This window comes from Amycolatopsis sp. NBRC 101858 (assembly GCF_030269325.1).
Lineage (GTDB): Bacteria > Actinomycetota > Actinomycetes > Mycobacteriales > Pseudonocardiaceae > Amycolatopsis > Amycolatopsis ponsaeliensis.
On the sequence record NZ_BSTD01000008.1, the window covers coordinates 64406 to 90631 of the forward strand.

At 71.0% G+C, this 26226-nt stretch carries 24 protein-coding genes; 8 read left to right on the top strand and 16 right to left on the bottom strand.

Features of this window, described 5'->3' with window-relative positions; genetic code table 11:
• Nucleotides 1-69: 69 nt before the first annotated feature.
• Nucleotides 70-1287, bottom strand: coding sequence for a coiled-coil domain-containing protein (locus QSK39_RS47345; RefSeq protein WP_285484413.1), 1218 nt, complete (start codon nucleotides 1285-1287; stop codon nucleotides 70-72).
• Between the two features lie 159 nt (nucleotides 1288-1446).
• Entirely contained in the window at nucleotides 1447-2787 is a 1341-nt protein-coding gene (gene ccrA / locus QSK39_RS47350) for a crotonyl-CoA carboxylase/reductase (RefSeq protein ID WP_285484414.1), read from the bottom strand.
• A 196-nt stretch (nucleotides 2788-2983) separates the two neighbouring features.
• On the opposite strand from ccrA, the gene QSK39_RS47355 reads away from it, so the two are divergent.
• On the top strand, nucleotides 2984-3352 hold the full coding sequence (locus QSK39_RS47355) for an SPW repeat domain-containing protein (RefSeq protein WP_284743107.1): 369 nt from the start codon (nucleotides 2984-2986) through the stop codon (nucleotides 3350-3352).
• Nucleotides 3353-3380: 28 nt separating this feature from the next.
• Complete coding sequence (locus QSK39_RS47360) at nucleotides 3381-3953, top strand: TetR/AcrR family transcriptional regulator (RefSeq protein ID WP_285484415.1); 573 nt, start codon at nucleotides 3381-3383, stop codon at nucleotides 3951-3953.
• Nucleotides 3954-4239: 286 nt separating this feature from the next.
• Here QSK39_RS47360 and mce read toward each other — a convergent pair whose 3' ends face one another.
• Nucleotides 4240-4695 carry a methylmalonyl-CoA epimerase gene (gene mce, locus QSK39_RS47365; RefSeq protein WP_285484416.1) on the bottom strand — a complete coding sequence of 152 codons (456 nt, stop codon included), beginning with the start codon at nucleotides 4693-4695 and terminating at the stop codon, nucleotides 4240-4242.
• A gap of 137 nt (nucleotides 4696-4832) precedes the next feature.
• Here mce and QSK39_RS47370 point away from each other — a divergent pair, with 137 nt between their 5' ends.
• The 3 genes from QSK39_RS47370 to QSK39_RS47380 all read left to right on the top strand — a co-directional run bounded on the left by QSK39_RS47370 (nucleotide 4833) and on the right by QSK39_RS47380 (nucleotide 7974).
• Entirely contained in the window at nucleotides 4833-6020 is a 1188-nt protein-coding gene (locus QSK39_RS47370) for an acetyl-CoA C-acetyltransferase (protein ID WP_284743291.1), read from the top strand.
• Entirely contained in the window at nucleotides 6021-6986 is a 966-nt protein-coding gene (meaB, locus tag QSK39_RS47375) for a methylmalonyl Co-A mutase-associated GTPase MeaB (RefSeq protein ID WP_285484417.1), read from the top strand.
• 262 nt (nucleotides 6987-7248) lie between these two features.
• A complete protein-coding gene (locus tag QSK39_RS47380) occupies nucleotides 7249-7974 on the top strand; it encodes a peptidylprolyl isomerase (protein ID WP_285484418.1) in 726 nt (241 codons plus the stop codon).
• Nucleotides 7975-8213: 239 nt separating this feature from the next.
• Here the strand turns inward: QSK39_RS47380 and pdxR are convergent, their stop codons facing one another.
• Nucleotides 8214-9584: a MocR-like pyridoxine biosynthesis transcription factor PdxR gene (gene pdxR / locus QSK39_RS47385; protein ID WP_285484419.1), complete on the bottom strand. Its 1371-nt coding sequence runs from the start codon at nucleotides 9582-9584 to the stop codon at nucleotides 8214-8216.
• Between the two features lie 46 nt (nucleotides 9585-9630).
• Between pdxR and QSK39_RS47390 the strand changes: the two genes are divergently transcribed.
• Both QSK39_RS47390 and QSK39_RS47395 read left to right on the top strand, forming a co-directional pair.
• Nucleotides 9631-10092: a carboxymuconolactone decarboxylase family protein gene (locus QSK39_RS47390; protein WP_285484420.1), complete on the top strand. Its 462-nt coding sequence runs from the start codon at nucleotides 9631-9633 to the stop codon at nucleotides 10090-10092.
• Complete coding sequence (locus QSK39_RS47395) at nucleotides 10089-10826, top strand: isocitrate lyase/PEP mutase family protein (RefSeq protein WP_285484421.1); 738 nt, start codon at nucleotides 10089-10091, stop codon at nucleotides 10824-10826. Before QSK39_RS47390 ends, QSK39_RS47395 begins: the two co-directional genes overlap by 4 nt.
• 57 nt (nucleotides 10827-10883) lie before the next feature.
• On the opposite strand, the gene QSK39_RS47400 is transcribed toward QSK39_RS47395, so the two are convergent.
• From QSK39_RS47400 to QSK39_RS47455, 12 genes are all read right to left on the bottom strand, one after another.
• Entirely contained in the window at nucleotides 10884-12494 is a 1611-nt protein-coding gene (locus tag QSK39_RS47400) for a monocarboxylic acid transporter (RefSeq protein WP_285484422.1), read from the bottom strand.
• Nucleotides 12491-12853, bottom strand: a complete 363-nt coding sequence (locus QSK39_RS47405) for a DUF485 domain-containing protein (protein WP_284743116.1) — start codon at nucleotides 12851-12853, stop codon at nucleotides 12491-12493. Before QSK39_RS47405 ends, QSK39_RS47400 begins: the two co-directional genes overlap by 4 nt.
• Before the next feature lie 70 nt (nucleotides 12854-12923).
• The gene (locus QSK39_RS47410) at nucleotides 12924-14648 is read right to left on the bottom strand and encodes a sodium/solute symporter (RefSeq protein ID WP_285484423.1); all 1725 of its coding nucleotides are present in this window, start codon (nucleotides 14646-14648) and stop codon (nucleotides 12924-12926) included.
• On the bottom strand, nucleotides 14648-14998 hold the full coding sequence (locus QSK39_RS47415; protein ID WP_285484424.1) for a hypothetical protein: 351 nt from the start codon (nucleotides 14996-14998) through the stop codon (nucleotides 14648-14650). The genes QSK39_RS47410 and QSK39_RS47415 overlap by 1 nt, the downstream gene beginning before the upstream one ends.
• Entirely contained in the window at nucleotides 14995-15750 is a 756-nt protein-coding gene (locus QSK39_RS47420) for a LytR/AlgR family response regulator transcription factor (RefSeq protein ID WP_285484425.1), read from the bottom strand. Before QSK39_RS47420 ends, QSK39_RS47415 begins: the two co-directional genes overlap by 4 nt.
• Nucleotides 15747-16799 carry a sensor histidine kinase gene (locus QSK39_RS47425; RefSeq protein WP_285484426.1) on the bottom strand — a complete coding sequence of 351 codons (1053 nt, stop codon included), beginning with the start codon at nucleotides 16797-16799 and terminating at the stop codon, nucleotides 15747-15749. The genes QSK39_RS47420 and QSK39_RS47425 overlap by 4 nt, the downstream gene beginning before the upstream one ends.
• Nucleotides 16800-16844: 45 nt before the next feature.
• On the bottom strand, nucleotides 16845-17540 hold the full coding sequence (locus tag QSK39_RS47430) for a hypothetical protein (protein WP_285484427.1): 696 nt from the start codon (nucleotides 17538-17540) through the stop codon (nucleotides 16845-16847).
• Between the two features lie 248 nt (nucleotides 17541-17788).
• The gene (locus tag QSK39_RS47435) at nucleotides 17789-18784 is read right to left on the bottom strand and encodes an ABC transporter substrate-binding protein (protein ID WP_285484428.1); all 996 of its coding nucleotides are present in this window, start codon (nucleotides 18782-18784) and stop codon (nucleotides 17789-17791) included.
• A gap of 30 nt (nucleotides 18785-18814) precedes the next feature.
• A complete protein-coding gene (locus QSK39_RS47440; protein WP_285484429.1) occupies nucleotides 18815-19858 on the bottom strand; it encodes an ABC transporter permease in 1044 nt (347 codons plus the stop codon).
• Nucleotides 19855-20619, bottom strand: coding sequence for an ATP-binding cassette domain-containing protein (locus tag QSK39_RS47445; protein WP_285484430.1), 765 nt, complete (start codon nucleotides 20617-20619; stop codon nucleotides 19855-19857). Before QSK39_RS47445 ends, QSK39_RS47440 begins: the two co-directional genes overlap by 4 nt.
• Complete coding sequence (locus QSK39_RS47450) at nucleotides 20616-21653, bottom strand: class I mannose-6-phosphate isomerase (protein ID WP_285484431.1); 1038 nt, start codon at nucleotides 21651-21653, stop codon at nucleotides 20616-20618. Before QSK39_RS47450 ends, QSK39_RS47445 begins: the two co-directional genes overlap by 4 nt.
• Nucleotides 21650-22633, bottom strand: coding sequence for a LacI family DNA-binding transcriptional regulator (locus QSK39_RS47455; RefSeq protein ID WP_285484432.1), 984 nt, complete (start codon nucleotides 22631-22633; stop codon nucleotides 21650-21652). Before QSK39_RS47455 ends, QSK39_RS47450 begins: the two co-directional genes overlap by 4 nt.
• Before the next feature lie 304 nt (nucleotides 22634-22937).
• Between QSK39_RS47455 and QSK39_RS47460 the strand changes: the two genes are divergently transcribed.
• On the top strand, nucleotides 22938-26162 hold the full coding sequence (locus tag QSK39_RS47460) for a GH92 family glycosyl hydrolase (RefSeq protein WP_285484433.1): 3225 nt from the start codon (nucleotides 22938-22940) through the stop codon (nucleotides 26160-26162).
• Nucleotides 26163-26226 lie beyond the last annotated feature (64 nt).

Consider the following 26226-nt stretch of genomic DNA (forward strand, 5'->3'; position numbering starts at 1 on the left):
CGTGAGCAGGGACGATAGCCGGTCGGTACCGACCGTGCCGGCTCGTCCGCGCCCGTGTCGGGAGGAAGGTTACTCGCCAGTCGCTTTCTGCGCTCCGCTTGGCCGCGGACTCGGCTTCGGGGCGGGCTTGGGGGCCTGTTTGGGGGCCGGCTTCGGCTTCGGGACGTCGGACGCCTTGATCCGGATCGTCTCCTCGACGTCGCCCACCGGCGTCGTCTTCCCGGTGTCGGCGGCCGGCTTCTCCGCCTTGAGGTCTTCGGCCTTGAGGTCGGCCGTGACGTCGGCGGGCACCTTCACCTCGTCGCCGAGGACGGTGTGTGCCTCGGCCAGCACCGCCCGCGCCGCGCGGACCTGCTCGGCCAGGCCGCCCCGCACCTTGCGCAGGCTGTCGACGCGCTCGTTGGCCTGGGTGATCCGCCGGTTCGACTCCTCGGTCGCCGTCGTCACGCGGCGCCGCGCCTCGTCGGCGGCCTCCGCGAGCCGGGCGTTCGCCTCGTTGATCGAGTCCTGACGGCGCTTGTTCGCGTCCGCGACCGACTCCCGCTGACGGCGCTCGACCTCGGCCTTGGTCGTCTTCTCCTCTTCGAGGATCTTCGCGCGGATGTCGGCGGCGTCCTGCGTCGCTTCCTGCACGCGGCGCGCGGCCTCGGCCTTGCTCGCCGCCTCCTGCTCGGCCAGCACGCGCATCGCCTCGGTGCGGCGCGAGGCCATCGCGATCTCGAAGTCCTCTTCGACCTTGGTGCGGCGATCCGACGACTCGGTGTCGAGCTTCGTGCGCTCGGCCTCGGCCTTGTCGGTGATCTCCTTGGCCTGCACGCGGGCGTCCTCCAGCACCTTGCGGTGCTCCGCCTCCATCTCCTTGCGGCGCAGGTCGAGCTCGGTGAGCAGCTGCTCGTAGCGGGCGCGCATGGCGCTCGCGTCCGTCTCGGCCTTGGCCCGGATGTGCCCGGCCTCGGCTTCGGCGCGGGCGCGCGTGTCGGCGGATTCGTCCTGTGCGAGGCGCAGCATCCGCTGCAGCCGCTCGGACAGGCCTTCGACGCTCGTCGGCGGCTGGGCGAGCCGGTCGACCTGCCCGCGCAGGTCCGCGATCTCGCCGCGCGCGATCTCCAGCTGCCGGGCCAGGTCGCCGGCCTGCGCGATGGCCGCGTCCCGGTCGGCGGTGAGCATCTTCAGATCGGCGTCCAGCCGTTCGAGGTGCTCGTCGACCTGCGCTCGGCTGTACCCGCGCTTCGCCACGTCGAAGCCGGCTCCCAGCGGCACAAGCTCCCGTTCATCGCCAAGGCTCATGCGCCTACCGTAGTCGCAGCCGGGTCACGGAAGGGTGAGCACCCGTGCGGTGCGCCGAACGTGCCGTGTGGTGCGGCGAAGGGAACTGGCCGGATCCGGTGGTACCCCGGTGGTTTCCGACGCCGGGAGCGGAGCCGCCCCCGGCGTCGTGCTTCCCGGTCAGGCGCCGCGGAAGGCGTTGATCCCGTCGATGTGCTTCGCGCGCTTCTCCTCGTCCCGGACGCCGAGGCCCTCTTCGGGAGCGAGCGCGAGCACGCCGACCTTGCCCTGGTGGGCGTTGCGGTGCACGTCCAGCGCGGCCTGCCCGGTCTCCTCGAGCGGGTACGTCTTCGACAGCGTCGGGTGGATCAGGCCCTTCGAGATCAGCCGGTTGGCTTCCCAGGACTCGCGGTAGTTGGCGAAGTGGGAGCCGATGATCCGCTTCAGGTTCATCCACAGGTAGCGGTTGTCGTACTGGTGCATGTACCCCGAGGTCGACGCGCACGTGACGATCGTGCCGCCCTTGCGCGCGGCGTAGACGGACGCGCCGAACGTCTCCCGGCCCGGGTGCTCGAACACGATGTCCGGGTCGTCGCCGCCGGTCAGCTCGCGGATCTTCGCCCCGAAGCGCTGCCACTCCTTCGGGTCCTGCTCGGTGTCGCTCTTCCAGAACTGGTAGGCCTCGGCACTGCGGTCGATGATCAGCTCGGCGCCGAGCTTCCGGGCGATCGCGGCCTTCTCCGGGCTGGACACGACGCACACCGGGATGGCGCCGCCGTTCAGCGCGTACTGCGTCGCGTAGGAGCCGAGGCCACCCGAGGCACCCCAGATCAGGACGACGTCACCCTGCTTCATGTCCGCGCCGTTGCGCGAGACCAGCTGGCGGTAGGCGGTGGAGTTGACCAGGCCGGGGGAGGCGGCTTCCTCCCAGGTCAGGTGGTCCGGCTTCGGCATCAGCTGGTTGGCCTTGACCAGCGCGATCTCGGCGAGGCCGCCGAAGTTCGTCTCGAAGCCCCAGATCCGCTGCTCGGTGTCGAGCATCGTGTCGTTGTGCCCGTCCGGGCCTTCGAGCTCGACGTTCAGGCAGTGCGCGACGACCTCGTCGCCCGGCTTCCAGTTGTGCACGCCGACGCCGGTGCGCAGCACGACACCGGACAGGTCCGACCCGACGACGTGGTAGGGCAGGTCGTGCCGCTTGGCCAGCGGCGAGAGCTTCCCGTACTTCTTGAGGAACTTGAACGTGGGGATCGGCTCGAAGATCGACGTCCACACGGTGTTGTAGTTGATGGCGCTCGCCATCACGGCGACCAGCGCCTCACCCGGTCCCAGCTCGGGGACGGGGACGTCGTCGACGTGCAGCGACTTGCGCGGGTCCTTGTCCCGGCTCTCGAGGCCTTCGAACATGTCGACCTCGTCCGCGCGCACGGTCACCCCGCGATAGCTCTCGGGCACGGGCAGGGCGCCGACCGCGGCGGACTCGCCGTTCAGGATGGCCTGCTGGATCTCGCGGAGCTGCGTCATCGATTCCTCCGGGGTCAACGGCGTTGGCGGCAGAAATTACTCGCCGGTAACTCGCGGGCACAACTGTACGAGACGGACAGCACGATTACACGTCGAACTGTGACGGAGCAGTCTTGACCGGCCGGCCAGTCAAGCGGATCATCGGCAGTGGGAACACCCACCCGAACAGCAGTTTCACCGACGGAGGTGAGCACGAATGAGTGAAGTCTCTACGCGCGCATGGGCCCGGCCGCACGATTGGGCCGAGGTCGTCATCGGGGTCGTCGCCGCTCTTTCACCCCTTTGGCTGAGCACGGACACGACCGCGATGTGGACGATGGTCGTCCTGGGCGCCTTGATCGCACTCGACGGCCTGGTCTCGCTGGCCATGCCGGGCATGGTCTACGGCGAAGGCATCCAGATCGCGCTCGGCGTGCTGTTCTTCATCGCGCCGTGGGTGATGGGGTACACCGAGTTCAACGGCGCTTCCTGGACGTCCTGGATCGCCGGGGTGCTGACGGTCATCGCCGGCGCGGCAGCGATGCCGGTCGCGAGCGCCGCGCACCGCACGGCAGGCCAGCACTGACGGTTTCGACGCCCTTGGAGGCACCGGAATGACCGAGGATTCGGCGAAGGAGCGCATCCTCTGCGCCGCCGAGGCGCTCTTCGCCGAGTCCGGCTTCGACGCCACCCCGACCTCTCGCATCGCCGAGCGGGCCGGGGTGCCGAAGGGCCTGGTGCACTACTACTTCCGCCACAAGGCGGACCTGCTCACGGCGCTCGTCGAGCGCCTGCCCGACGAGCGCATCGAGCCGGCGGTGGTCGTCGTCCCCGGCGACCTCGTCGCCAGCCTGCGGCGGCTGGTCCGCGAGCTCGACCACCGATTCAGCAGGTCGCTCGGGCTATCGCACCTGCTCTGGCGCGAGGCCGACACCCACCACGTCGTCCGCGACGCCCTCCACGAGCGCTTCCAGGTCCTGGTGCGCCAGGTCCACGCGGTGATCCTGGCGGCAACAGGCGGCGGAGTACCCGCGGCCGACGTCGACCGAGCATCGGGCCTGCTGGCCCGCGCGGTCAGCCACCGCCACGCAACGGCCCGCCACTCGGACGACGACCTCCCCGCCGAGTTCGACGGCGAGCTGACGTTCATCGCGGACGCCCTGGTCTCGAAGACCGCGCCGGCTTAGGAGTGTCGGGTCGGCCCGGTGCCGCCGATCGGCTGCGGCTGCCCGGCGGTTCGGGTCATGCTTCCCCGCCAGCCCGCCAGCCCGCCAGCCCGCCAGCCCGCCAGCCCGCCAGCCCGCCAGCCCGCCAGCCCGCCAGCCCGCCAGCCCGCCAGCCCGCCAGCCCGCCAGCCCGCCAGCCCGTCAGCCCGTCAGCCCGTCAGCCCGTCAGCCCGTCAGCCCGCCAGCCGCACTGTCACGCGCGTGCAGGCCTTCGGCGCCGAACCTGTTATGCCGGAACGGGTTCGCGTCAGTGCACTGCGCTGTCCTTGGCGGGCTCCACCAGCTCCACCAGGACGCCGCCCGCGTCCTTCGGGTGGATGAAGTTCACCCGGCTGTTGGACGTTCCGCGCTTCGCCGCCTCGTACAGCAGGCGCAGGCCCTGCTCGCGCAGTGCCGCCGATGCCGCGTCCACATCGGACACGCGGTACGCCAGCTGCTGCAGCCCCGGGCCGCTCTTGGCCAGGAACTTGCCGATCGCCGAGTCGTCGCGCAGCGGGGCGAGTAGCTGGATCTGTGTCTCCGTGCCCGCCGTTCCCGGTGCGCGCAGCATCGCCTCCCGCACTCCCTGCTCCTCGTTCACCTCCTCGTGCGCCACTTCCAGGCCGAAGTGCGCGCGGTGGAACTCGATGGCCGCGTCCAGGTCCGGGACCGCGATGCCGACGTGGTCGATGGCCGTCACGAACGGCCGCAGGGCGTCATTCATGGACGCAGGATAGGGGGCGCCCGCCCGGCGTTCTCCCAGAATCGTCGCGTGCCCCGCCTCACACTGGCTCCATCAAGAAGCCCACCCTCCGGGTATGGTCGGAAAAACTGCCCATGCGCCGAAGCTTGGAGGACGCCGTGTCCGGTTCCGTGATCCTGGGTGCCGCCCGTACGCCGATCGGGCGCCTGCTCGGATCCCTCAAGGACTTCACGGGGGCACAGCTGGGCGGGGTCGCGATCAAGGCGGCGCTCGAACGCGCCGGGGTCGCCCCGGACGCGGTGCAGTACACGATCATGGGCCAGGTGCTGACCGCCGGCGCCGGCCAGATCCCGGCCCGCCAGGCCGCGGTCGCCGCGGGCATCCCGATGAGCGTGCCCGCCCTGACGATCAACAAGGTGTGCCTCTCCGGCCTCGACGCCATCGCGCTCGCCGACCAGCTGATCCGCGCCGGCGAGTTCGACATCGTCGTCGCCGGCGGCCAGGAGTCGATGACCCAGGCGCCGCACCTGCTGCCGAAGTCCCGCTCCGGCTTCAAGTACGGCGACACCACGCTCGTCGACCACATGGCCTACGACGGGCTTTTCTGCGCCTTCGACCAGGTCGCCATGGGCTCCTCGACGGAGAAGTACAACTCCCGCTACGGCGTCACCCGCGAGCAGCAGGACGCGTTCTCCGCCCGCTCGCACCAGCGTGCGGCCGAGGCGATCAAGAACGGCTACTTCGCCGACGAAATCGCGCCGGTCTCCATCCCGCAGCGCAAGGGCGACCCGGTCGTCTTCGACACCGACGAGGGCGTCCGCGCCGACACCACCGCCGAAGGCCTCGCCAAGCTGCGCCCCGCCTTCGCCTCCGACGGCACCATCACCGCGGGCTCGGCCTCGCAGATCTCCGACGGCGCCGCCGCGGTCGTCGTGGCCAGCAAGGCCAAGGCCGAGGAGCTCGGCCTCACGCCGATCGCCGAGATCGGCGCGCACGGCGTCGTCGCCGGACCGGACGCGAGCCTGCACGAGCAGCCGTCGAACGCCATCCTCGCCGCGCTGGCGAAGGCGAACCTCGGTGCCGACGCGCTCGACCTCGTCGAGATCAACGAGGCCTTCGCCGCGGTCGGGCTCGTCTCGACCGAGAAGCTCGGCCTCGACCCGGAGAAGGTCAACGTCAACGGCGGCGCCATCGCACTCGGCCATCCGATCGGCGCCTCCGGGGCGCGGCTCGCCGTACACCTGATCCACGAGCTGCGCCGCCGCGGTGGCGGGCTCGGCGCGGCCGCGTTGTGCGGCGGTGGCGGCCAGGGCGACGCCCTCCTGCTGCGGGTGCCGTCCGCGTAAGTGGCCGGTGCACTCGACCTCGACGACCTGGTCGGCCGCGCGCGGGACGGGCAGCCCCGTGCCGTCGCGCGGCTGCTGTCGCTCGTCGAGGACGCCCACCCCCGCGTCGCCGAGATCGCCCGGGCGCTGACCCCGCACACCGGGCGGGCCCGGGTCGTCGGGCTCACCGGCCCACCGGGTGTCGGCAAGTCGACTTCGACGTCTGCGCTGCTCACTGCGTTGCGCGCGGAGGGCAAGCGGGTCGGGGTGCTCGCGATCGACCCGTCTTCGCCGTTTTCGGGCGGCGCGCTGCTCGGCGACCGGATCCGGATGACCGAGCACGCCACCGATCCCGGCGTGTTCATCCGCTCGATGGCCACCCGCGGGCACCTCGGCGGGCTGTCGTGGGCGACCCCGCAGGCGGTGCGCGTGCTCGACGCCGCCGGCTTCGACGTGGTGCTGATCGAGACCGTCGGCGTCGGACAGTCCGAAGTGGACGTCGTGAAGCTGGCCGACACCACGGTGGTGCTGCTCGCGCCGGGGATGGGCGACGGCATCCAGGCCGCGAAGGCCGGGGTGCTGGAGATCGCCGACGTCTTCGTCGTGAACAAGGCCGACCGCGAGGGCGCGGACGCGACGGTGCACGACCTCAAGCAGATGATTTCGCTGGCGCGCCGCGAGATCCGGGGCGCGAGCTGGCGCCAGCCGATCGTGCGGACGGTCGCGGCGAAGGGCGAGGGCGTCGACGAGGTCGTGCGGGCGCTGGCCGCCCACCACGACTGGCTGGTGGAGCACGGCGAGCTGGCCCGGCGCCGGGTCGCGCGGGCACGCGACGAGGTCGAGGCCATCGCGCTGCGCCGGTTGCGGGCGGAGCTGGCCGACCTGCGGGGCGGGGGACGGCTCGCCGGGGTGGCCGAGCGCGTCGTGGCGCGGGAGATCGATCCTTTCGCCGCCGCCGACGAGCTGATCGCGGACCTGCGGCGCTAGCGCGTCCTGGATCCATCCGAGCAAGAATCGCGCTGCCGCAACGGGTCTTCGCTTCATGACTGCTCCTTTCGCCGTGCGGTGTCCTCCGCGTGATCGACATCGTGCTCCGGGGGTCCGACAGTTTCGGGGCCTGCCCGATCACGGGTGCCGGGGTTCACCCGACCGTGTGACATGGGCGACTTTCGCCGGTTCTGGCTGTCGGTGCCGGGCCCTAGACTCCGGGGCGCTCCGGAACCGGGCGATCACTGGGAGGGCGTGCAGGATGAAGAAGACACTCGTCACCGCGCTGGCGGCGGGCGCGTTGTTCGTCGCCGGCAACGGCGTCGCCACCGCGGCCGACGCACCACCGCCGAAGACGACGCACGGGCCGTGCCAGTACACCGAGACGCCGGACGAACCGGCGTCGCGACCGGTGCCGCTGCCGCCCGACCCGCGGCACACGCCGAGCCACGGCAAGGTCGACGTCGCCGTCCCGACCAGCCAGGGTGCGCTGCCGCTGCGGCTCGACCGCGCTGAGGCGCCGTGCACCGTGCAGAGCTTCCTGCACCTGGCGAACCACCGGTTCTACGACCACACGGTGTGCCACCGGCTCACTGCGTACCCGACGCTGAAGGTCCTGCAGTGCGGCGACCCGAGCGCGACCGGCGAGGGCGGGCCGGGCTACAAGTACAAGGACGAGCTGCCGGTCGACCTGCCGCCGTCGCCGACCGACCCGACCGGGGCGCGCAAGGTCTACGCGCGCGGGTTGCTGGCGATGGCCAACGCGGGACCGGACACGAACGGCTCGCAGTTCTTCGTCGTGTACGGCGACTCCGCGCTGCGGCCGAACTACACGGTGTTCGGCACGGTCGGCGCCGAAGGGCTGAAGACGCTCGACAAGGTGGCCGCCGGCGGAATCGTGCCGACGGCGGAGGACCCGGCACCGGTCGACGGGACGCCGGCGCTGCGGACGGAACTGCTTCGCGTCCGGCCCGGCTGCTGGTTCTGACGGCGAACGCGGGCCACTCCCGGCTCGGGGGTGGCCCGCGTGCCGGGCATCACGTGTGATTGGAGGGGCATCACACGTGACTGGGGAGGCATCTCGCGTGATTAAAGGGACATCACGTGTGATTGGAAGGTCGACTCGTGTGATTGGAGGGTCGACTCGCGTACCTGGAGGGTCGGTTCGCGTACCTGGGCGGTCGGGTCGCGTGCCTGGAGGGTCGGCTTGCGGGATTCGGGATGGGGTCAGGTGGTGATTTCCCAGAGGGCCTCGATCAGCGTCTGGGTTGCGCCGGCGAAGGCGTGCTTCGGGGTTGCCGCGTAGCCGACTATCAGGCCGCCGGGGCGGTCGGTGTCCATCCAGTAGCCGGTCAGGCCCTCGATGCCGAGCGCGCGGCGGCGGCAGGCCGCCATGGCCGTTGCCTCCGAGGGGCCGTCCGGCGGGAGCATCAGGAGCAGGTGGAGGCCGGCCGCGATGCCTTGCGGGCGCACCGAGTCCGGGAGGGCGGCCAGCAGGCGTTCGCGGCGGGAGCGGTACTCGGCCCGGCTGCGGCGGACGTGCTGGTCGTACCCGCCCGAGTCGATCAGCTCCGCCAGGGCCAGCTGGTTCAGCACCGCCGGCCGTGAACCGCTGTCGGCCATCGCCGCGCGGACCGGCTCCACCAGCGTCCGCGGCAGCACCAGCCACGCCAGCCGCAGCGCCGGGGCCAGGGTCTTGCTGGCCGTCCCCGCGTAGATCACCCGCTCCGGGGCGAGGGCCTGCAGCGCCCCGACCTGCTGGCGGTCGAAGCGGAACTCGCCGTCGTAGTCGTCCTCCAGCACGAACGCGCCCGAGCGCGCCAGCTCGGTGCGGCGGTGCGGGGCCAGCGTGACGCCGGTGGGGTACTGGTGGGCCGGCGTCACGACCACCGCCGGACTGTCCAAAGCGGACACGTCCAGGCCGTGCTCGTCCACCGGGACGGCGACGACCCGCTGGCCCTGCGCCGCCGCGATCGAGCGGTACATCGCCAGCGACGGGTTCTCGAACGCCGTTTCGCTTATGCCCAGCGAGGAAAGCGCGCGGGACACCACGGCGATGGCATGCGAATACCCGTGGCAGACCACGATCCGCTCCGGGTCCGCGACCACCCCGCGGGCCCGGGCGAGGTAGCCGGCCAGGGTGCCGCGCAGCTCGGGCGCGCCCAGCTCCGACTCGTAGCCGAACGCCGCCGCCGGCGTCCGCAGCAGGGCCCGCCGGGTCGCGGTGATCCAGGCCTGGCGGGGGAACGCCGTCAGGTCCGGGCGTCCCGGTCGCAGGTCCCAGCGCGGGGCCGGCTCGCGGGGCGCCTGCCGCGGCGCGGACTGGGGGAGCGAGCCCGCCGTCGCCACGCGGGTCGGCGCGCCCTGGGCCGTGCGCAGGTACCCCTCGGCGGCCAGATCGGCGTACACCCGCGTGACCGTGCCGCGCGCGATGCCCAGGTCATGGGCCAGGGAACGGGTCGACGGCACCGTCGCGCCCGCCTGCCACCGGCCTTCGCGGATGGCCGCGCGGATCGCCGCCGCGAGGCCGCCGCGGCCGGTCGAAGGCGCCCAGTCGAGGTGGACGTCGAGCCCGGAACTGGACCACGAATCCGTCATGTGACTGGACCATACCTGTGGACCAGTTCGGGCTAGCGTGGATGGCATGACGAAGCGAATCGGACTCGGGCGCGCGCCCGAGATCTACCAGGCGATGGCGAACCTGCAGGCCGAGGTGAACAAGGCCGCGGCAAACGCGGGTGTGGAGCCGAAGCTGCTCGAACTGGTGAAGATGCGGGCCTCCCAGCTCAACGGCTGCGCGTACTGCCTCGACATGCACAGCCGCGACGCCCTCGAAATGGGCGAGTCGGCGCGCCGGCTGTTCGTGCTCGACGGCTGGCGCGAGACCGACCTCTTCACCGAAGAGGAAGAGGCCGCCCTCGTCCTCACCGAGGCGATGACCAAGCTGTCGGCGACCCAGAGCGTGCCCGACGACGTCTACGAGCGGGCGACGAAGGTCCTGACCGAGGACCAGTACCGCGCGATCGCGTGGGAGGTCATCGCCATCAACAGCTGGAACCGCATGGCCGTCACCAGCCACAGCCCGCTCCCGAAGCGCGACGCGTGACCGCCGCCGCGCTCAAGGCGCTCCACGTGCCCGGCAAGCCGCTCGTGCTGCCGAACGCGTGGGACGCCGACACCGCCCGGCTCGTCGAGGCCGCCGGGTTCCCGGTCGTGGCGACCAGCTCGGTCGCCGTGGCGTCCGTGCTCGGCTTCCCCGACGGCGAGAAGGCGCCGGCCGAGGAGATGTTCGCCGCGGCGAAGCGCATCGCGAAAGCCGTGAGCGTCCCCGTCACCGTCGACGCCGAGTCGGGCTACGGCCTGTCCGGCGCCGAGCTGGCGGGCCGGCTGCTCGACGCGGGCGCCGCCGGCTGCAACTTCGAAGACACCGACCACGCCACGGGTGACGTGCGGCCGGTCGCCGAACAGGCGGAGCGGATCGCCGCCCTGCGCGAGGCGGCGGGAGACGGCCTGGTGATCAACGCCCGCGTCGACTCGTTCCGCGGCGTCGACCCCCAGGACCACCTCGCCGACGGCATCGCCCGGGCGAAGGCCTACCTCGACGCGGGCGCCGACTGCGTCTACCCGATCCACCTGCGCACCCCCGAGGTGCTCGCGGCGTTCGTGCAGGGTGTCGGCGGCGCCGTCAACGCGCCCGCGTGGCCGGGCAGCCCGGGCCTGGGCGGCCTCGCCGAGCTGGGGGTGGCGCGGATCTCGCTCGGCGGCGGGCTCTGGCAGTACGCCCGCAAGCACCTCGAAGCGACCCTCGCGGGTGTCGCCGAAGGAAAACTGCCGTACTGAATGGCCGAAGGCCGCCGCGAGGGTGACCCGCGACGGCCTTCGGTGTTTCGGGGACCGTCAGTGCGCGACGGCCTTCTCGGCGCCCGCGCCGGTCAGGGAGCGGACCTCCATCTCGGCGTACTTCTTCTCGTCGTGCTCCTTGGACAGGACCGTGCCCAGCCAGCCCAGGATGAACGCGGCCGGGATCGAGACGATGCCCGGGTTGCTCAGCGGGAACCAGGCGAAGTCCACGGTCTTGATCATCGACGTGCTCTTGCCGGACACCGCCGGCGAGAACACGATCAGCACGATCGTGATGGCCAGGCCGCCGTAGATCGACCACAGCGCGCCCTGGGTGTTGAACCGCTTCCAGAACAGCGAGTAGAGGATCGTCGGCAGGTTCGCCGACGCGGCCACCGCGAACGCCAGCGCCACCAGGAACGCGACGTTCTGCCCGTTGGCCAGGATGCCGCCGCCGATCGCGAGGGCGCCGATCACCACCGCGGTGATCCGGGCGACCCTGACCTCCGAGTCCGGCGACGTCTTGCCCCGCTTGACGACGTTCGCGTAGACGTCGTGGGCGAACGACGCGGACGCCGTGATCGTCAGGCCGGCGACCACCGCGAGGATCGTGGCGAACGCGACCGCGGAGATCAGGCCCAGCAGCACCGGCCCGCCCAGTTCGAGCGCGAGCAGCGGGGCCGCGGAGTTGACCCCGCCCGGCGCCTTCTTGATCGTGTCCGGCCCGACCAGCGCACCGGCGCCGTAGCCGAGGACCAGCGTGAACAGGTAGAACACGCCGATCAGCACGATCGCCCAGACCACCGAGCGACGCGCGTCGCGAGCCGTCGGCACCGTGTAGAAGCGCATCAGGACGTGCGGCAGGCCCGCGGTGCCCAGCACCAGCGCGATGCCGAGGGAGAAGAAGTCCAGCTTGGACGTTCCGGTGGCGCCGTACTGCTTGCCCGGGCCGAGCAGCGTCTCCCCGGCCTTGCCCGCCTTGTCGACGGCGGCTTGGAGCAGGCTGGAGAAGTTGAAGTTGTACTTGCCGAGCACCCACAGGGTGATCACGAGCGCGCCGACGATCAGCAGCGCGGCCTTGATGATCTGCACCCAGGTAGTGCCCTTCATGCCGCCGATCAGGACGTAGGCGATCATGATGATGCCGACGACGGCGATCACGAGGGCCTGCGCGCCACCGCCTTCGACGCCGAGCAGCAGCGCGACGAGACCGCCGGCCCCGGCCATCTGCGCCAGCAGGTAGAAGAAGGACACGGCCAGCGTCGACGTCGCGGCCGCGGCCCGCACCGGGCGCTGCTTCATGCGGAACGCCAGCACGTCGCCCATCGTGAACTTGCCGGTGTTGCGCAGCAGTTCCGCGACCAGCAGCAGCGCGACGAGCCACGCGACCAGGAAGCCGATGGAGTAGAGGAAGCCGTCGTAGCCGTTGATGGCGATCGCGCCGGCGATGCCGAGGAACGACGCCGCCGACAGGTAGTCACCCGAGATCGCGATGCCGTTCTGGGGACCGGTGAACGCGCGGCCGGCAGCGTAGTAGTCGGACGCCGTCTTGGTGTTCCGGCTGGCCCGGAACACGATCACCAGCGTGATGACCACGAAGGCGGCGAAGATGAGGATGTTGAGGAGCGGGTTGCTGCCTTCCACACCCGCGGCGAGGTTCGTCGTCATGCCTGCTCCTTCGAGGATTCGCCTTCGATGTCCTCACGGATCTTCTCGGCGACCGGGTCCAGCTTCCGGTTGGCGTACCGGACGTAGAGGCCGGTGATCACGAACGTCGAGACGAACTGCAGCAGGCCGAAGATCAAGCCGACGTTGATGTTGCCGAACACCTTCGTGCTCATGAAGCCGTGCGCGTAGTCCGCGAGGAGCACGTAGAGCAGGTACCAGAGCAGGAACACCGCCGTCATCGGGAAGACGAACCGGCGCAGACGGCTGCGCAGCTCGCGGAACTCGGTGCTTTCGTGCGCCCGTTCCCAGATGGTCTCTGACGTGTCCGGGGGCCCGCCGCCAGTGTCGGTCGTGCTCATCGCTGCTCCCTGCGACGTTGCGGAAAGTGACCTGCGACACCGTAGGGACGTGTGAGTCTCGCGTGAAGATTCAGCGGCTCAACAGCCGGGCCAGACGACGAACGGTTGACGAACGGTCGCGCGGTCCCGTCGAACGGGGTTCGTCGAGATGCAGCCGCAACATCGCCGCCGTCGACCAGGCGGGGGGCCTGCCCCGCAGGGAGACCAGTGCCATTACGCCGAACGCCAGCGGTACCGACCAGGGTGCCGGTTGCTGCACCAAGATCGCCACCCAACCGTGCAGCGGCGGCCCGGCGAGCGCGAACAAGATCGAGCCGGACGACGCGACGAGCCCGGTCAGCACCCCGGCGATCCCGCCGGCCGCGGTCAGCCGCGGCCACCAGATGCCGAGCACAAGCAGCGGGCAGAACGTCGACGCGGCGACGGTGAAGCCCCACGTGACGAGCACCCCGGCGTCGAGTTCGGCCGAGCGCAGCGCCAGCAGCACCATCACGCCGGCGACGCCGAACACGGCGATCCGCAGGCGGCGCAGCCCGCCGGGCACGAGGTCGTGCGCGATGGCGCCGGACATCACCAGCAGCAGGCCGAGCGACGTCGCGAGGAACGCGGCGAACGCGCCCGCGGTCAGCAACGCCGTGAAGAGGCCACCGGCCCAGCCACTGTCCACTTGGTACGGCAGCGCGACGACCACGGTGTCCGTGGCGCCCGACAGGTAGAGACCCGGCACGAGGACGCGGCCGAGGACGCCGTAGACGCCGGGGAAGAGGTAGAAGATCCCCAGCAGCGCCACGGTGATCGCGGCCGTGCGGCGGGCGGCCCGGCCGTCCGGGCTGGTGTGGAAGCGCATGAGCACGTGCGGCAGGCCCATCGTGCCGAGCATGGTCGCGATGAGCACCGCCCACGTCCCGAGCAGCGGGTAGCCCTGGTCGCCGAGGTCGAGCAGCGGGCGCTGCCAGTCGTGCCCGCCGAGCGGGGCACCGCCGCGGACCGCCGGGACCGCGGTGCCCGCGCCGAACACGACCTCGTCCTGGCTGTGCGCGGTGAACTCGCCCGGTGGCAGGGTTTCCGCGACGCCGTTGCGGCGGACGGTGGTCGGCTCGCGGATCTCCATCGTGACGTCGACTTCGAACTTGACCGGCGTCTCGCGGGTGAAGTGGGTGAACTCGACCGGGTTGAGGGCGTCGGTGCGGTTGACGGCGCCGGCCTGCAGCACCAGCCAGATGGCCGGGATCAGGAACAGCAGCAGCTTCAGCACGAACTGGAACGCCTGCACGTACGTCGCCGCGCGCATCCCGCCGAGGGCGAGGGTGATGCTGACCGCGGCGCCCGCCAGCACGACGCCGACCCAGTACGGCGTGTGGCCGACGGCGGTGAGCACCAGGCCGGCGGTGCGGAACTGCGGGACGACGTAGATCGTGCCGATCACCAAGACGACCACCGCGGTGAGGCGGCGCAGCGCGGGGGAGTTGAGGCGGGCTTCGGCGAAGTCGGGGACGGTCAGCGCGCCCGAGCGCCGCATCGGGGCCGCGACCAGGACGAGCATCGCGATGTAGCCGGCGGTGAAGCCGACCGGGTACCAGAGCGCCCCGATGCCGTCCTTGACCACGAGCCCGGCGACGCCGAGGAACGACGCCGCGGACAGGTACTCGCCGGAGACGGCGGCCGAGTTCACCAGCGGCGAGATCCGCCGGGACGCGACGAGGAAGTCCGACGTCGTGCGCATGGCGGCGACCCCGCGCACGCCGATGAGCAGCGTCACGAGCACGACGGGGGTGACGGCGAGCGCGACGCCCACTAGCCGTCGTCCTCGAGGCGTTCGGCGCGGCGCAGCTGCCAGCGCGCGAGGACGGCCATCGCCGGGTACGGCAGGACCGCGATCATCAGCCAGGACACCGGGATTCCGAGCAGCCGCACGGTGTCGAGGCCCGGGAAGATCGCGAAGACGCCCGGCAGGCCGAGGAGGAGGACGAACATCAGGACGAGCGCGGGGACACCACGGCGGCGCTGGGCGCGATACAACGCCGACGCGCGCTGGGTGTCCCCGACGGGGAGCCGGGTCTGGCGCCAGCGGTGCCGGGAGCGGCGCCGGGCGTGGGCGAGGCGGGTCTGCGGGCTGGTGACGGCGACCCGGCGGATCTTGCTCATCGCTGACCCGGCCCGAGCTGCCCTCGTTGAGCGGCTTCCAGCAGCCGGTCTCGCAGGTCCCGCGCGTGCCGGCGGCTGACCGGGACGTCGCCCGCCTCCGTGTGGGCCAGCAGCCCTCCCGCGCTGTCGCTCCGCAGTTCCAGCACCGCCGCGACGGAGAGGAGGAACCCGCGGTGGACCCGGCTGAACCCGGTGCCCTCCCAGTACTCCTCGAGCCGCGAGATCGGCATCCGCACCAGGTGCACGCCACCCCGGGTGTGCAGGCGGACGTAATCGCCGTGAGCCTCCACGAACAGCACGTCGTCGCGGCGGACGTACCGCGTGCGCCCGCCGGACTCCACCGGGAGCGCGGCCATCGCGTCCGGGGTCGAGCGCGACGACGGCGTCGCGTTGCGCGTCACCTTCGCCAAGGCCGCGGCCAGCCGTTCGGCGCGGACGGGCTTGAGCAGGTAGTCGACGGCACCGATGCCGTACGCCGTCACGGCGTGGCCGTCGTGCGCCGTGACGAACACGATCACCGGCGGCTCGCTCAGCTTCGCCAGCAGCCCGGCCAGCTCGAGCCCGTCGAGGCCCGGCATCGAGATGTCGAGGAACACCGCGTCGAACCTGTCGGCCTGAAGCAGCCTCAACGCCTTCAGCGCGTCGGCCGCGCCGACGACTTCGCCGACTTCGGGCGCTTCGCGGAGCATGCGGCACAGTTCGTCCAACGCCGGCGCCAAGTCGTCGACGGCGAGGACGCGAAGCCCGGTCACGGCAGCACCCCGGGCTGGAACCGCGGCACCCGGACGACCACGCGGGTGCCCGCGCCGACCTCGGTTTCCACGGTCAGCCCGTACCAGGCGCCGTAGACGTCCCGCAGTCGTCTGTCCACATTGGCCAGTCCGAGTCCGGCGGGGTCGTCCTCGCCGGTGCGCCCGGCCAGGATGTCCGCCGCGCGCTTCGGGTCCATGCCCACCCCGTCGTCCTCGACGAAGATCACGCAGTCGTTCCCTTCCGCCTGGCCGTGCACCTGGACGAAGCCGGTGCCCGAGCGCGGCTCGATGCCGTGCCGGATCGCGTTCTCCACCAACGGCTCCAGCACGAGGTAGGGCACCGCGACGGCGAGGATCTCCGGGGCGACGCGCACCTGGACGCGCAGCCGTTCGCCGAGCACCGCCCGCTGCAGCGCCAGGTACGTCTCGATCGCGCGGAACTCCTCGGCGACCACCGTGTACTCGCCGTGCCGCGCGAGGCTGTAGCGCGTGTAGTCGGCGAAGTCGAGCATGAGGTCGCGGGCGCGGTCGGGGTCCGAGCGCACCAGCGACGCGATGACGGTCAGCGCGTTGTAGACGAAGTGCGGCGACATCTCCGCGCGCAGGGCCCGCAGTTCGGCCTGGGCCGCCTGCTCCGCCGACGCTTCGAGCCGACCTCGCTCCAGAGCCTGGACGACGAGGTCGGCGGCCTGGGCCGCGACGGCGTCCCGGACGTCGCCGACGACCAGCAGCGCCCCGGCCAGTTCGTCGTGGACGTGCAGCGGCAGCACGAGGACGTCCGGCGCGGAGCCGGGTTCCTCGGTGTGGAGCACGCCGTCGAGGACGGTCGCGACGACCGCGTCCGGCCCCGGCCGCCCCGACCAGAGCAGCGAGCCGGACAGGTCGGTGAGGCCGAGCCCCGGGAAGCCGAACAGCCGGCGCAGGTGGTGCGCGGCGCGGCGGGCCCGGGTGCCGGAGAGGCCGTCGCGCAGGTCGTCGGTGATCCGGCGGGCGGCGGCGAGCACCGGCAGCGGGTCGGCGCGGGACGCCGGGCGCAGGTGCACGGTCATCGGGCCTCCCCTCGGCGACGGTGTCCAGGGGACCAGATCCTACGGCTACGCGGGGTCCTCGCGGTCGGCCAGCACCTGGGCGTGGCGGCGGAAGCGGCGCCAGGTGCGGTAGTCGTCGAGCGCCGGGACGTCACCGAGCAGGGTCGCGTTCGGCGGGTACGGGCGGTCCGGCAGGGCGACCCAGGCGGTCGTGCGGGTCTCCTTGACCGCCACCGGCACCGGCCGGAACGTCGTCGGGTCGAGCGCCTCGCTGTGCCGGACGACCTCGTCGAAGAACCAGGTCGACGTGATCAGCGCCAGCACCCCGCGCGAGGACTTGAGCGCCTTCCTCAACGGCGCGGCCTCCAGGAGCCGGAACGTCTGGTTGATCGCCGGCGCGGTGACCCCGAAGTCGTCGTGGGCGACCTCGCCCGCGTGCAGTGCCATCCGCAGCCGGATCCGGGCCTCGGCGTGGTGGGTCAGGTTGTGCCGGTGCAGCGCCACGGCGAGCGCGTTGGGCAGGTACTCGACGAAGGGTCCCTTGGGGATCTCCGGCGGGGCGAGCACGAAGACGCCGTCCCCGCAGTCCTCTCTCCGGCAGTGCCGCCACGGGACGCCGGCGTCGTCGAAGGCCCGGAACAGCGCGCGGTAGAGCCCTTCGCGCAACGCCAGGCGGTGGGGCGTCGTCCTGCGCCGGTCGCCGTAGCCCTCGACGTCGACGGCGAAGATCGTCCGGTGTGTCGCCGGCCGCTCGTAGTTCATCGCACCCTCCCTGCGATCATGCATGTGCCGATGCATGTGCATTTGAGTGTGACGCGGGACACCCGGATCGGGAACCGGCCGTGCGGTGAGCGGTGCTCCTACCGCGGTGACCGGCAGTGAGCGATCGGCGTTGGTGAAATCGCCTGGTGAGCGGATTGACAACCATCACCGCGGGAGCTGACGGACAGAACGTGAAAGCGGCGGGACCGTGCCGGGTCTCGGCACGGCCCCGCCGCCGGATCAGGGGGTCAGCAGGACTGCTTGTAGAAGTACTGCGAGTTGGCGTCCATGTCCGCCTTGGTGATCGAGTGCAGCTGCGCGGTCAGGTTCCGCGTCACCGGCTTGCCCTCGATGGCCGCCACGGCCTGCTGGACGCCCTGGGTGCCGATCGAGGCCGGGTCCTGGGCGATCAGGGCCTGGTACTGGCCGTTCTTGAGGCCCTCGACCTCCGACGGGCTGGCGTCGAAGCCGATCAGGTTCACCGCACCGACCTTGCCCGCGTTGCGCAGGCCGGTCGCCGCGCCTTCACCGGTGTTGAGGTTGGTCGCGAAGACGCCGATGAGGTCCGGGGTCGACGACAGCGCCGCCGTCACCTTGGCTGCGGCCTGCTCCGGCTCGTTCTGGGTGAACTGGACGCCGATCGACTTCAGGTTCGGGGTGTTCTTCAGCTCGTCCTCGAAGCCCTTCACGCGGGCCGCCGTGGTGGACGTGCCGGCGATCGTGTCGAGCACCAGCACCGAGCCGCTCTTGCCGCTCGCCAGCTTGGCCATCGTCTGGGCCGCGAGCTTGCCGCCCGCGGTGTTGTCCGACGAGACGGACGACGCGGCCACGCTCGTGTCCTTCAGCGAGGTGTCGACCTCGACGATCTTCGAGCCGCGCGCCTTCACCTGCTGGATCGGCGCCAGCATCGCGGTGTCGTCGGTGGGGGCGATGAGCAGTGCCGCCGGCGGGTTCGAGCCGAGGGCGTTGACCAGCTGGGTCTGCAGGGGCGCGTCGAACTTCTGCGGCGCCTGCGTGGTCAGCTCGTAGCCGAGCTTCTTCGCCTCGGCCTCCGCGCCGCACTGCAGCGAGATGTAGAACGGCTCGGCCTGCACACCCGGGATCAGCGCCAGCTTCTTGCCGCCCACCGGCTGGGCCGAGTCACCGGACCCGGTCTGCCCCACCGTGCCGGACCCGCACGCGGTGAGCAGGGCGGCGGCGGAGACCACGGCACCCATGGCGGTGAGAGTCTTGGTCAGCTTCATTCGTAAGCACCTCTTTGTACTCGGGGGAACTCAGCGGGAGTTGCGGCGACGGCGGCGTTGCTGGTCGAACCAGACCGCGGCGATCAGGACCCAGCTGACGATGAACATCTGCCAGAAGTCCTGGACGTGGATGATGTTGAAACCCTTGCGCAGCACGGCGGGGATGAAGACGCCGATGACCGTGCCCAGGATCGTGCCGACCCCGCCGAAGAGGCTGGTCCCGCCCATCACGACCGCGGCGATGGCGTTGAGGTTGTCGGTGGTGTGCCCGGAGATGGTCGTCGAGTTGTAGTAGGCCAGCGAAAGGAAGCCGGCGATCCCGGCCAGGAAACCGGTGAGCGTGTAGACCTTCAGCAGGTGCGCGGTGACGCCGATGCCCACGCGCCGCGCGCCCTCGGCGTTGGAGCCCACCGCGAACGTGTACCGGCCGAACTTCGTCGTCCGCAGCAGCCAGGCCCCGATCACCGTGATCACGATCGCCACGATCACCAGGTTCGGCACCACGCCGAAGGAAGTGCCGTAGCCCAGCGTCTTCGTGAGCTCGGACGGCACCGTGCGTAGGTCCGAACCGCCGTTCAGCAGGTAGGCGGTAGCCAGGGAGGCCCCCATGGTGCCGAGCGTGACGATCAGCGGCGGCAGTTTCGTCAGCGCGACCAGGGCGCCGTTGATCAAGCCCCAGATCGTGCCGGTGACCACGGCGACGACGAGCCCGACGAAGATCACGCCCCAGCCGGCGTTCGACGCGTCGCCACCGGAGAGCGCTTCCATCGTCTTGCCCCCGACCATGCCCGAGAGGATCAGCACCGAGCCGACCGAGAGGTCGATGCCCGAGGTGATGATCACGAACGTCATGCCGACGGAGAGGATGAGCAGGACCGAGGACTCGATGAACAGCGTCTGGAAGGTGAACAGCGTCGGGAAGGTGTCCGGCGCGATCACGCTGAACAGCACGACCAGGGCCAGCAGGACCAGGCCGATCCAGAACGTGTTGGCCTCCACCAGGCGCTTGCCCAGCGGTCGCTTGCCGAAGCCGGCTTCGGGTGTTTCCTGGATGTCCTTCGTGGGGGCGGTCACGCGGCCTCCTCCTGCACGAGCGCGCCGGTCATCGCGGCGACGAGGTCCTCGAGCTTCGTGTCCGACCCGGTGAACCGGGCGACGCGCTTGCCGAGCCGCAGCACCTCGACGCGGTCGGCGACCGACAGCACCTCGGGCATGTTGTGGCTGATCAGCACGACGGCGATGCCCTTGTCGCGCACCTTCTTGATGACTTCGAGCACGCGCTCCCGCTGCACGACGCCCAGCGCCGCGGTCGGCTCGTCCATGAACACGACCTTCGACGCCCACACGACCGACCGCGCGACCGCGACGCTCTGGCGCTGCCCGCCGGACAGCGAGCCGATCGGGACGTCGGTGCTCTGCAGCGTCACGCCGAGGCGCTGGAACTCCTCGACGGCCTGGCGCCGCATCTCGGCCTTGTCGAGCATGCCGAGCTTGCCGAGGATGCCCTTGCGGTGGATTTCGCGGCCCAGGAACAGGTTCGCGGCCGGGTCGAGCTCCGGCGCGACGGCCAGGTCCTGGTAGACGGTCTCGATGCCCAGGCGACGCGCCGTCGTCGGCGAGTCGAAGTGCACCTCGGCACCGTCGAGGACGATCTTCCCGGACGTCGGCTGTTCCGCGCCCGAGAGGCACTTGACCAGGGTGGACTTGCCGGCGCCGTTGTCGCCGATCAGCGCGGTCACCTCGCCCGCGCGGGCCTGGAAAGCCGCACCGCGCAGGGCTTCGACCGACCCGTAGTGCTTCGTCAGGTCGACCGCTTCCAGCAGGATTTCGCTCATCCGTGCCTCTCTTCCGGCGCCGGCGGCCGGCAGCGGATCACCGTCGCCGTGCCGGACAGCTCGGTCTGGCCGGCGTCGAACGGCACGACGTAGGTGTCGCCCTTCGCCAGCGCGTGCTCGCCGCCGTGCTCGGTGCGCAGGGTGCCTTCGCCGTCGAGGACGACGAGCACTGCGAACGACGGGTCGAGTGACAACGTTGTCGTCTTGTCCGTACGCAGCTGGTCGGCTCGGAAGAACCGCTCCGATCCGCCGGCCAGCAGGTCCACTGTGGACGCGTGGTCGCCCGCGGTGCGCTTGATGATGCTCTCCAGGCGCCCGGCGTCCCAGCCCGACGTGTCGAGCGCCTCGATGGCGGTGTCGAACCCGATCCCGAGGTGACCCTTCTCCGGCGACGCGAGGAAGTCACGCCACTCGATGGTCAGCGAGAAGTCGGTCGGCTGCTGCAGTTCGACGACGAACACGCCCTCGCCGATCGCGTGCGGCAGCCCGGCCGGGATGTAGACGGTGTCGCCCGCGGTCACCGGGACGCTGTTCAGCGCGCCCAGCATCGACGGCACGTCCTGCTCCCGCGTCCACTCGGACACGGTCGCCTTGGACAGCGTCTCCTTGAAGCCGGGGTAGACGCGCGGGTCGTCGCCGTAGGTGCCGACCACGATCCACGCCTCGGTCTTGCCGAAGTGCGAGTCGAAGTGCTGCTTCGCGAAGGCGTCGTCCGGGTGGAAGTGCACGGGCAGCCGCTGGCCCGCGTCGAGGAGCTTGACCAGCAGCCCGGTCGACGTCCCGAGCGCTTCGACGTGCTTCGCGCCGAGCCAGGCGTTCGGGTTCTCGAGCACGGCGTCCCGCAGCCAGGCGCCGTCCGGGAGCCGGGTGAGGCCGTTGGTCTCCTGGCCGAACATGGTGCTGACCGAGGCGACCCAGTCCTCCGGGCCGAACTTCTTCTCGGAGGACGCCCCGCGCAACGCCGCGATGGCGTCGCCGCCGCGGTAGAACTGCGGCGGCTGGTTGGCCGGAAGGCGGATCGGTTCGAGGGTCACGGGGCGACCTCACCGGAACCACGGGCGACGAGATGCACGGGCAGGACTACCTTTCTCGGCGGGGACTGATCTCCTTGGACGCGCGCGAAGAGCAGCTCGGCCGCGGCGTGGCCGAGCGCGCTCACGTCGTGCGCGACGACGGTGACCGGCGGGTCGAGCAGGTCCGCCAGCTCGAAGTCGTCGAAGCCCACCATCGCCGGGCGCTGCTCGGCGTGGGCCAGCGCGCGCAGCACGTGCACGGCGACCCGGTTGTTGCCGGCGATCACCGCGGTGGCCGCGTCGGGGCCGTGCAGGAGGCGCTTCACGGCGTCGCCGATGTAGTCCTGCGTCGGCGTCCGCATGGAGACCAGGGACTCGTCGTAGGAGATCCCGTTGCGGACGCAGCCCTCGCGGAACCCGCGCAGGCGCTCGGCCGCGGTGAAGATGTCCGGGCTGTCGCCGAGGAACGCGATCCGCCGGTGGCCGTGCTTCGCCAGGTGGGTGACGGCTTCGATGGTGCCGCCGAGGTTGTCGACCAGCACCGTGTCGGCCACGATGTCGCCGGCCGGGCGGTCGATGAACACCACCGGCGTGCCCGCGCGCATCTCCGGCACCAGGTAGCCGTGCTGCAGGCCGGCCGGGACGACGAGGATGCCGTCCACCCGCCGCGCGCAGAACTCCAGGACGAGCTCGCGCTCGCGGTCGGAGTTCTCCTCGGAGGAGCCGGTGAGCACCTGGCGGCCGAACGACGTCGCGATGCGCTCGACCGCGCGGTTCAGCTCGGAGTAGAAGGGGTTGCCGACGTCCTCGACGATCAGCCCGATGGTGCCGGTCGTCGACCCGCGGCGCAGGTTGCGCGCGCCCAGGTTGCGCCGGAACCCCAGCTGCTCGATGGCCGCCATGACCCGCTCGGCGGTGTCCGGGTGCACCGCGGGTTCGTCGTTGACCACGCGCGAGACGGTCTTGATGGACACGCCCGCCAGCCGGGCCACGTCACTCATGGTGGCCCGCCTGCTCGCGGTGCGCGGTGCGCCGTCGCGGTCCCGGCCGGGAGGAGACAACGTTGTCATAGTGACCGGGATTGAACGCCACCCGGACGTGGGTTGTCAACGGTCTGCGTGCGGATTGTGCCGATTCGGCTACCGACGTCGTAGGTCAGACGGCTGATCATGCTGTCCCGAAGTGGACAGGTCTTGACGGGACCCTTGACTGCCTGGTGAGCCGCTGCCCAAGGTGGCCCCGTTCGACCGACTGCGCGACAAGGTTGTCATTTCGGTCGCGCTGACGACGTGAGAGGCGATGGCCATGGCGCGATTGCGCTTAAGAGCCGGTTTGACCTTTTTGACATTGGCGGTGACGGCAGCGGTGGCTCCCGCTGTCCCCGCCGCGGCCGCCCAGGCGACGGACTTCGCGAAGTGGGTCAACCCCTTCGTCGGCACCCGCCCCGGCGGCGCCGACCACGGCACCGGGGGCGGTGCCGGCAACACGTTCCCGGGCGCGGTCGCTCCCTTCGGGATGGTCCAGTGGAGTCCCGACACGGTGAAGTCCCAGCCCGGCGGGTACTTCTACGACGACAACGCGCTGACCGGGTTCAGCCTCACGCACCTCTCGGGCGCGGGCTGTTCGACCTATCAGGACATCCCGTTCATCCCTTATGTCGGTGAAGTGACGACTTCGCCGGCGACCGACCCGGCGCACTACACGTCGAAGTTCTCGCACGCCAACGAACACGCGACCGCGGGCGCCTACGACGTCACCCTCGACAGCGGCGCGAAGGTCGAGCTGGCCGCGACCCAGCGAACCGGCTCCGCGCGGCTGACCTACCCGGCCGGCGCGTCCTCGACGCTGCTGGTCAACACGTCCGGCTCGGTCAACGGCACCGACGACGCGTCGATCACCATCGGCAAGGACACCATCAGCGGCTGGGCCACGAGCGGCCGCTTCTGCGGCGCGAAGAACAGCTACCGCGTCTACTTCTCGGCCAAGTTCGACACGCCGTTCGAGTCGATCGGCACCTGGAAGAACGGCGCCGTGACGCCGGGCAAGTCCGCCGAAACCGGTGGTGCGAAGGCGAAGGTCGCGCAGCCCAACGGCGTCGACGCGGCCATCGCGCGCCCGGCCAAGGCCAAGCAGCAGGACACCACCGTGTCCGGCCCGGGCAGCGGCGGGTACGTCACCTTCGCGAACCTCAACGGGGCGCAGGTGAACGTCCAGGTCGGACTGTCCTTCGTGTCCGTCGACGGCGCGAAGGCCAACCTCAAGGCCGAGAACACCAAGAAGTCGTTCGACACCGTGGCCGCGGGTGCGCGGAAGGCGTGGAACGACCAGCTGGGCAAGATCGCCGTCACCGGTGGCTCCGACGCCGACATGACGACGTTCTACACCTCGCTGTACCACTCGCTGATCCAGCCGAACGTCTTCTCCGATGTGGACGGTCAGTACCCCGGCTTCGACGGGCGGATCCACAAGGCCGACAAGGGCCACGCGATGTACACCAACTTCTCCGGCTGGGACATCTACCGCTCGGAGGTTCCGCTCCTGGCGACGATCGACCCGAAGGAGACCTCGGACATCGTCCGGTCGATGATGGCCTACGCCGAGCAGGGCGGGTCGTGGGACCGCTGGACGGTGGCCAACGACTACACCGGCGTGATGAACGGCGACCCGTACCACATCATCGTGTCGAGCGCGTACGCGTTCGGCGCGCGTGACTTCGACGCCCAGAAGGCGTTGCTGCTCATGATCAAGGGCGCCACCCAGCCGACGCAGGGCTACACCGAGCGGCCGGGCCTCGACGACTACCAGAAGCTGGGTTACGTGCCGGGTGCCGGCGCGGACACGCTCGAATACACCAGCGCCGACTTCTCCATCGCCCAGTTCGCGAAGCGGCTCGGCGACAGCGCGACGTACACGACGTTCATGAAGCGCGCGCAGAACTGGCAGAACCTCTACAACCCGGGTACCGGTCACCTGCAGCCGCGCAACGCGGACGGCTCGTTCGCCGGCACCTACGACCCCGCCAGCTCGCAGGGCTGGGTCGAGGGCAACGGCGCGCAGTACGAGTGGATGGTGCCCTACGACCTCGGCGGCGTCGTGACGGCGTTCGGCGGGAACACCGCGACCCAGTCGCGGCTGGACACCTTCTTCACGCAGCTGAACGCGGGCACGCAGGAGCCGTACGCCTTCATGGGCAACGAGCCGAACTCCAACGCGCCGTACGTCTACTCGTACGCGGGTGCCCCGGCCAAGACCCAGTCGATCGTGCACCGCTCGATGGACGAGCTGTACAACCCGCGTCCCGAAGGCCTGATCGGCAACGACGACCTCGGCCAGATGTCGGCCTGGTACGTCTGGTCGGCGCTCGGCATCTACCCGGAGATCCCGGGCCGCGCCGAGACGCTGCTCGTCACGCCGCGCTTCGAGCACGCCGTGCTCACCACCGGTTCGGGCAAGAAGGTCACCATCAACGCGCCGGGCACCGGCGACTACGTGGGCAGCCTGAAGGTCAACGGTGGCGCGGCCGCGAAGGCGTGGCTGCCGGAGGCGCTGATCTCCAGCGGCGGCACGCTCGACTACACGCGGTCCGCCACGGCGACCGCGTGGGGCAGTGCCGCGGCCGACGCACCGCCGTCGTTCCGCGAGCAGGAGAAGCCGAGCCTGTCCTTTGTGGACCCGGCGCGCGCGGTGACGCCCGCGGGGGCGACGTCGCAGGCGTCGGTGGGCGTCCAGGACCTGTCCGGCACCGCCCGGACCTGGACCTACAGCGCGGGCAGCGTCGACGGGATCACGCTGACCCCGGCGACGGGCAGCATCGCCGTCCCGGCGGGCGGCAAGGCAAAGGCCGACGTGACGGTGACTGTCCCGGCCGGCCTGGCCGACGGCGCCCGCCGCATCCCGGTGACGTTCTCCGCGCCGGGCGTGGCTTCGTCGCAGGCGGTGCTGACGGTGCTGGTGGCCCAGCCGAACAGCTGGCTGGCCACGGTGGACAACGCCGGCATCTCCCCGGACTCGAACTCGGGCGCGGCGAACTTCGACGGCGGCGGCTGGAGCTACTCGGCCGACGCGCTGGCCGCGGCCGGTGCCACCCCGGGCGGGACGGTCACCAGTGACGGCATCAAGTTCACCTGGCCGTCGTTCCCGGCCGGCGACCCGGACAACGTGGTCGCCGCGGGCCAGACGGTGAACGTGTCCGGATCCGGCCGCCTGGCGTTGCTCGGCTCGGCGTCCAACGGCAACGCGTCCGGCACGCTGACGGTGACCTACACCGACGGCAGCAAGTCCACGGCCACCATCGGGTTCTCCGACTGGACCCTCGGCGGTGGCGGTGCGCAGCCGGCGTTCGGCAACCGGATCGTGCTGTCGACGCCGTACCGCAACGCCGCGGGCAGCGACCCGCAGCAGATCCGCACGATGGTGTTCGGCACCAACCCGATCACCCTGGACGCGGGCAAGACCGTGGCCAGCGTGACGCTGCCGGACAACGTCAGCGGTGGCGCGCTGCACGTGTTCGCGATCGGCGTCGGCGCGTAGTTCCCGAAGACGGAACGGCCCCCTCCCGCGCCGGGAGGGGGCCGTTCCGCGTTCGCGGGGTTGG

What these genes read in the sequence shown, in the direction of transcription:
- QSK39_RS47405 (WP_284743116.1), bottom strand. Translation starts at nt 12,853, where the DNA reads ATGAGCACGACCGACACTGGCGGCGGGCCCCCGGACACGTCAGAGACC.
- QSK39_RS47425 (WP_285484426.1), bottom strand. Translation starts at nt 16,799, where the DNA reads ATGACCGTGCACCTGCGCCCGGCGTCCCGCGCCGACCCGCTGCCGGTG.
- QSK39_RS47400 (WP_285484422.1), bottom strand. Translation starts at nt 12,494, where the DNA reads ATGACGACGAACCTCGCCGCGGGTGTGGAAGGCAGCAACCCGCTCCTC.
- QSK39_RS47360 (WP_285484415.1), top strand. Translation starts at nt 3,381, where the DNA reads ATGACCGAGGATTCGGCGAAGGAGCGCATCCTCTGCGCCGCCGAGGCG.
- QSK39_RS47460 (WP_285484433.1), top strand. Translation starts at nt 22,938, where the DNA reads ATGGCGCGATTGCGCTTAAGAGCCGGTTTGACCTTTTTGACATTGGCG.
- pdxR (WP_285484419.1), bottom strand. Translation starts at nt 9,584, where the DNA reads ATGACGGATTCGTGGTCCAGTTCCGGGCTCGACGTCCACCTCGACTGG.
- QSK39_RS47435 (WP_285484428.1), bottom strand. Translation starts at nt 18,784, where the DNA reads ATGAAGCTGACCAAGACTCTCACCGCCATGGGTGCCGTGGTCTCCGCC.
- mce (WP_285484416.1), bottom strand. Translation starts at nt 4,695, where the DNA reads ATGAATGACGCCCTGCGGCCGTTCGTGACGGCCATCGACCACGTCGGC.
- QSK39_RS47415 (WP_285484424.1), bottom strand. Translation starts at nt 14,998, where the DNA reads ATGAGCAAGATCCGCCGGGTCGCCGTCACCAGCCCGCAGACCCGCCTC.
- QSK39_RS47390 (WP_285484420.1), top strand. Translation starts at nt 9,631, where the DNA reads ATGACGAAGCGAATCGGACTCGGGCGCGCGCCCGAGATCTACCAGGCG.
- QSK39_RS47430 (WP_285484427.1), bottom strand. Translation starts at nt 17,540, where the DNA reads ATGAACTACGAGCGGCCGGCGACACACCGGACGATCTTCGCCGTCGAC.
- QSK39_RS47355 (WP_284743107.1), top strand. Translation starts at nt 2,984, where the DNA reads ATGAGTGAAGTCTCTACGCGCGCATGGGCCCGGCCGCACGATTGGGCC.
- ccrA (WP_285484414.1), bottom strand. Translation starts at nt 2,787, where the DNA reads ATGACGCAGCTCCGCGAGATCCAGCAGGCCATCCTGAACGGCGAGTCC.
- QSK39_RS47380 (WP_285484418.1), top strand. Translation starts at nt 7,249, where the DNA reads ATGAAGAAGACACTCGTCACCGCGCTGGCGGCGGGCGCGTTGTTCGTC.
- QSK39_RS47345 (WP_285484413.1), bottom strand. Translation starts at nt 1,287, where the DNA reads ATGAGCCTTGGCGATGAACGGGAGCTTGTGCCGCTGGGAGCCGGCTTC.
- QSK39_RS47445 (WP_285484430.1), bottom strand. Translation starts at nt 20,619, where the DNA reads ATGAGCGAAATCCTGCTGGAAGCGGTCGACCTGACGAAGCACTACGGG.
- QSK39_RS47455 (WP_285484432.1), bottom strand. Translation starts at nt 22,633, where the DNA reads ATGAGTGACGTGGCCCGGCTGGCGGGCGTGTCCATCAAGACCGTCTCG.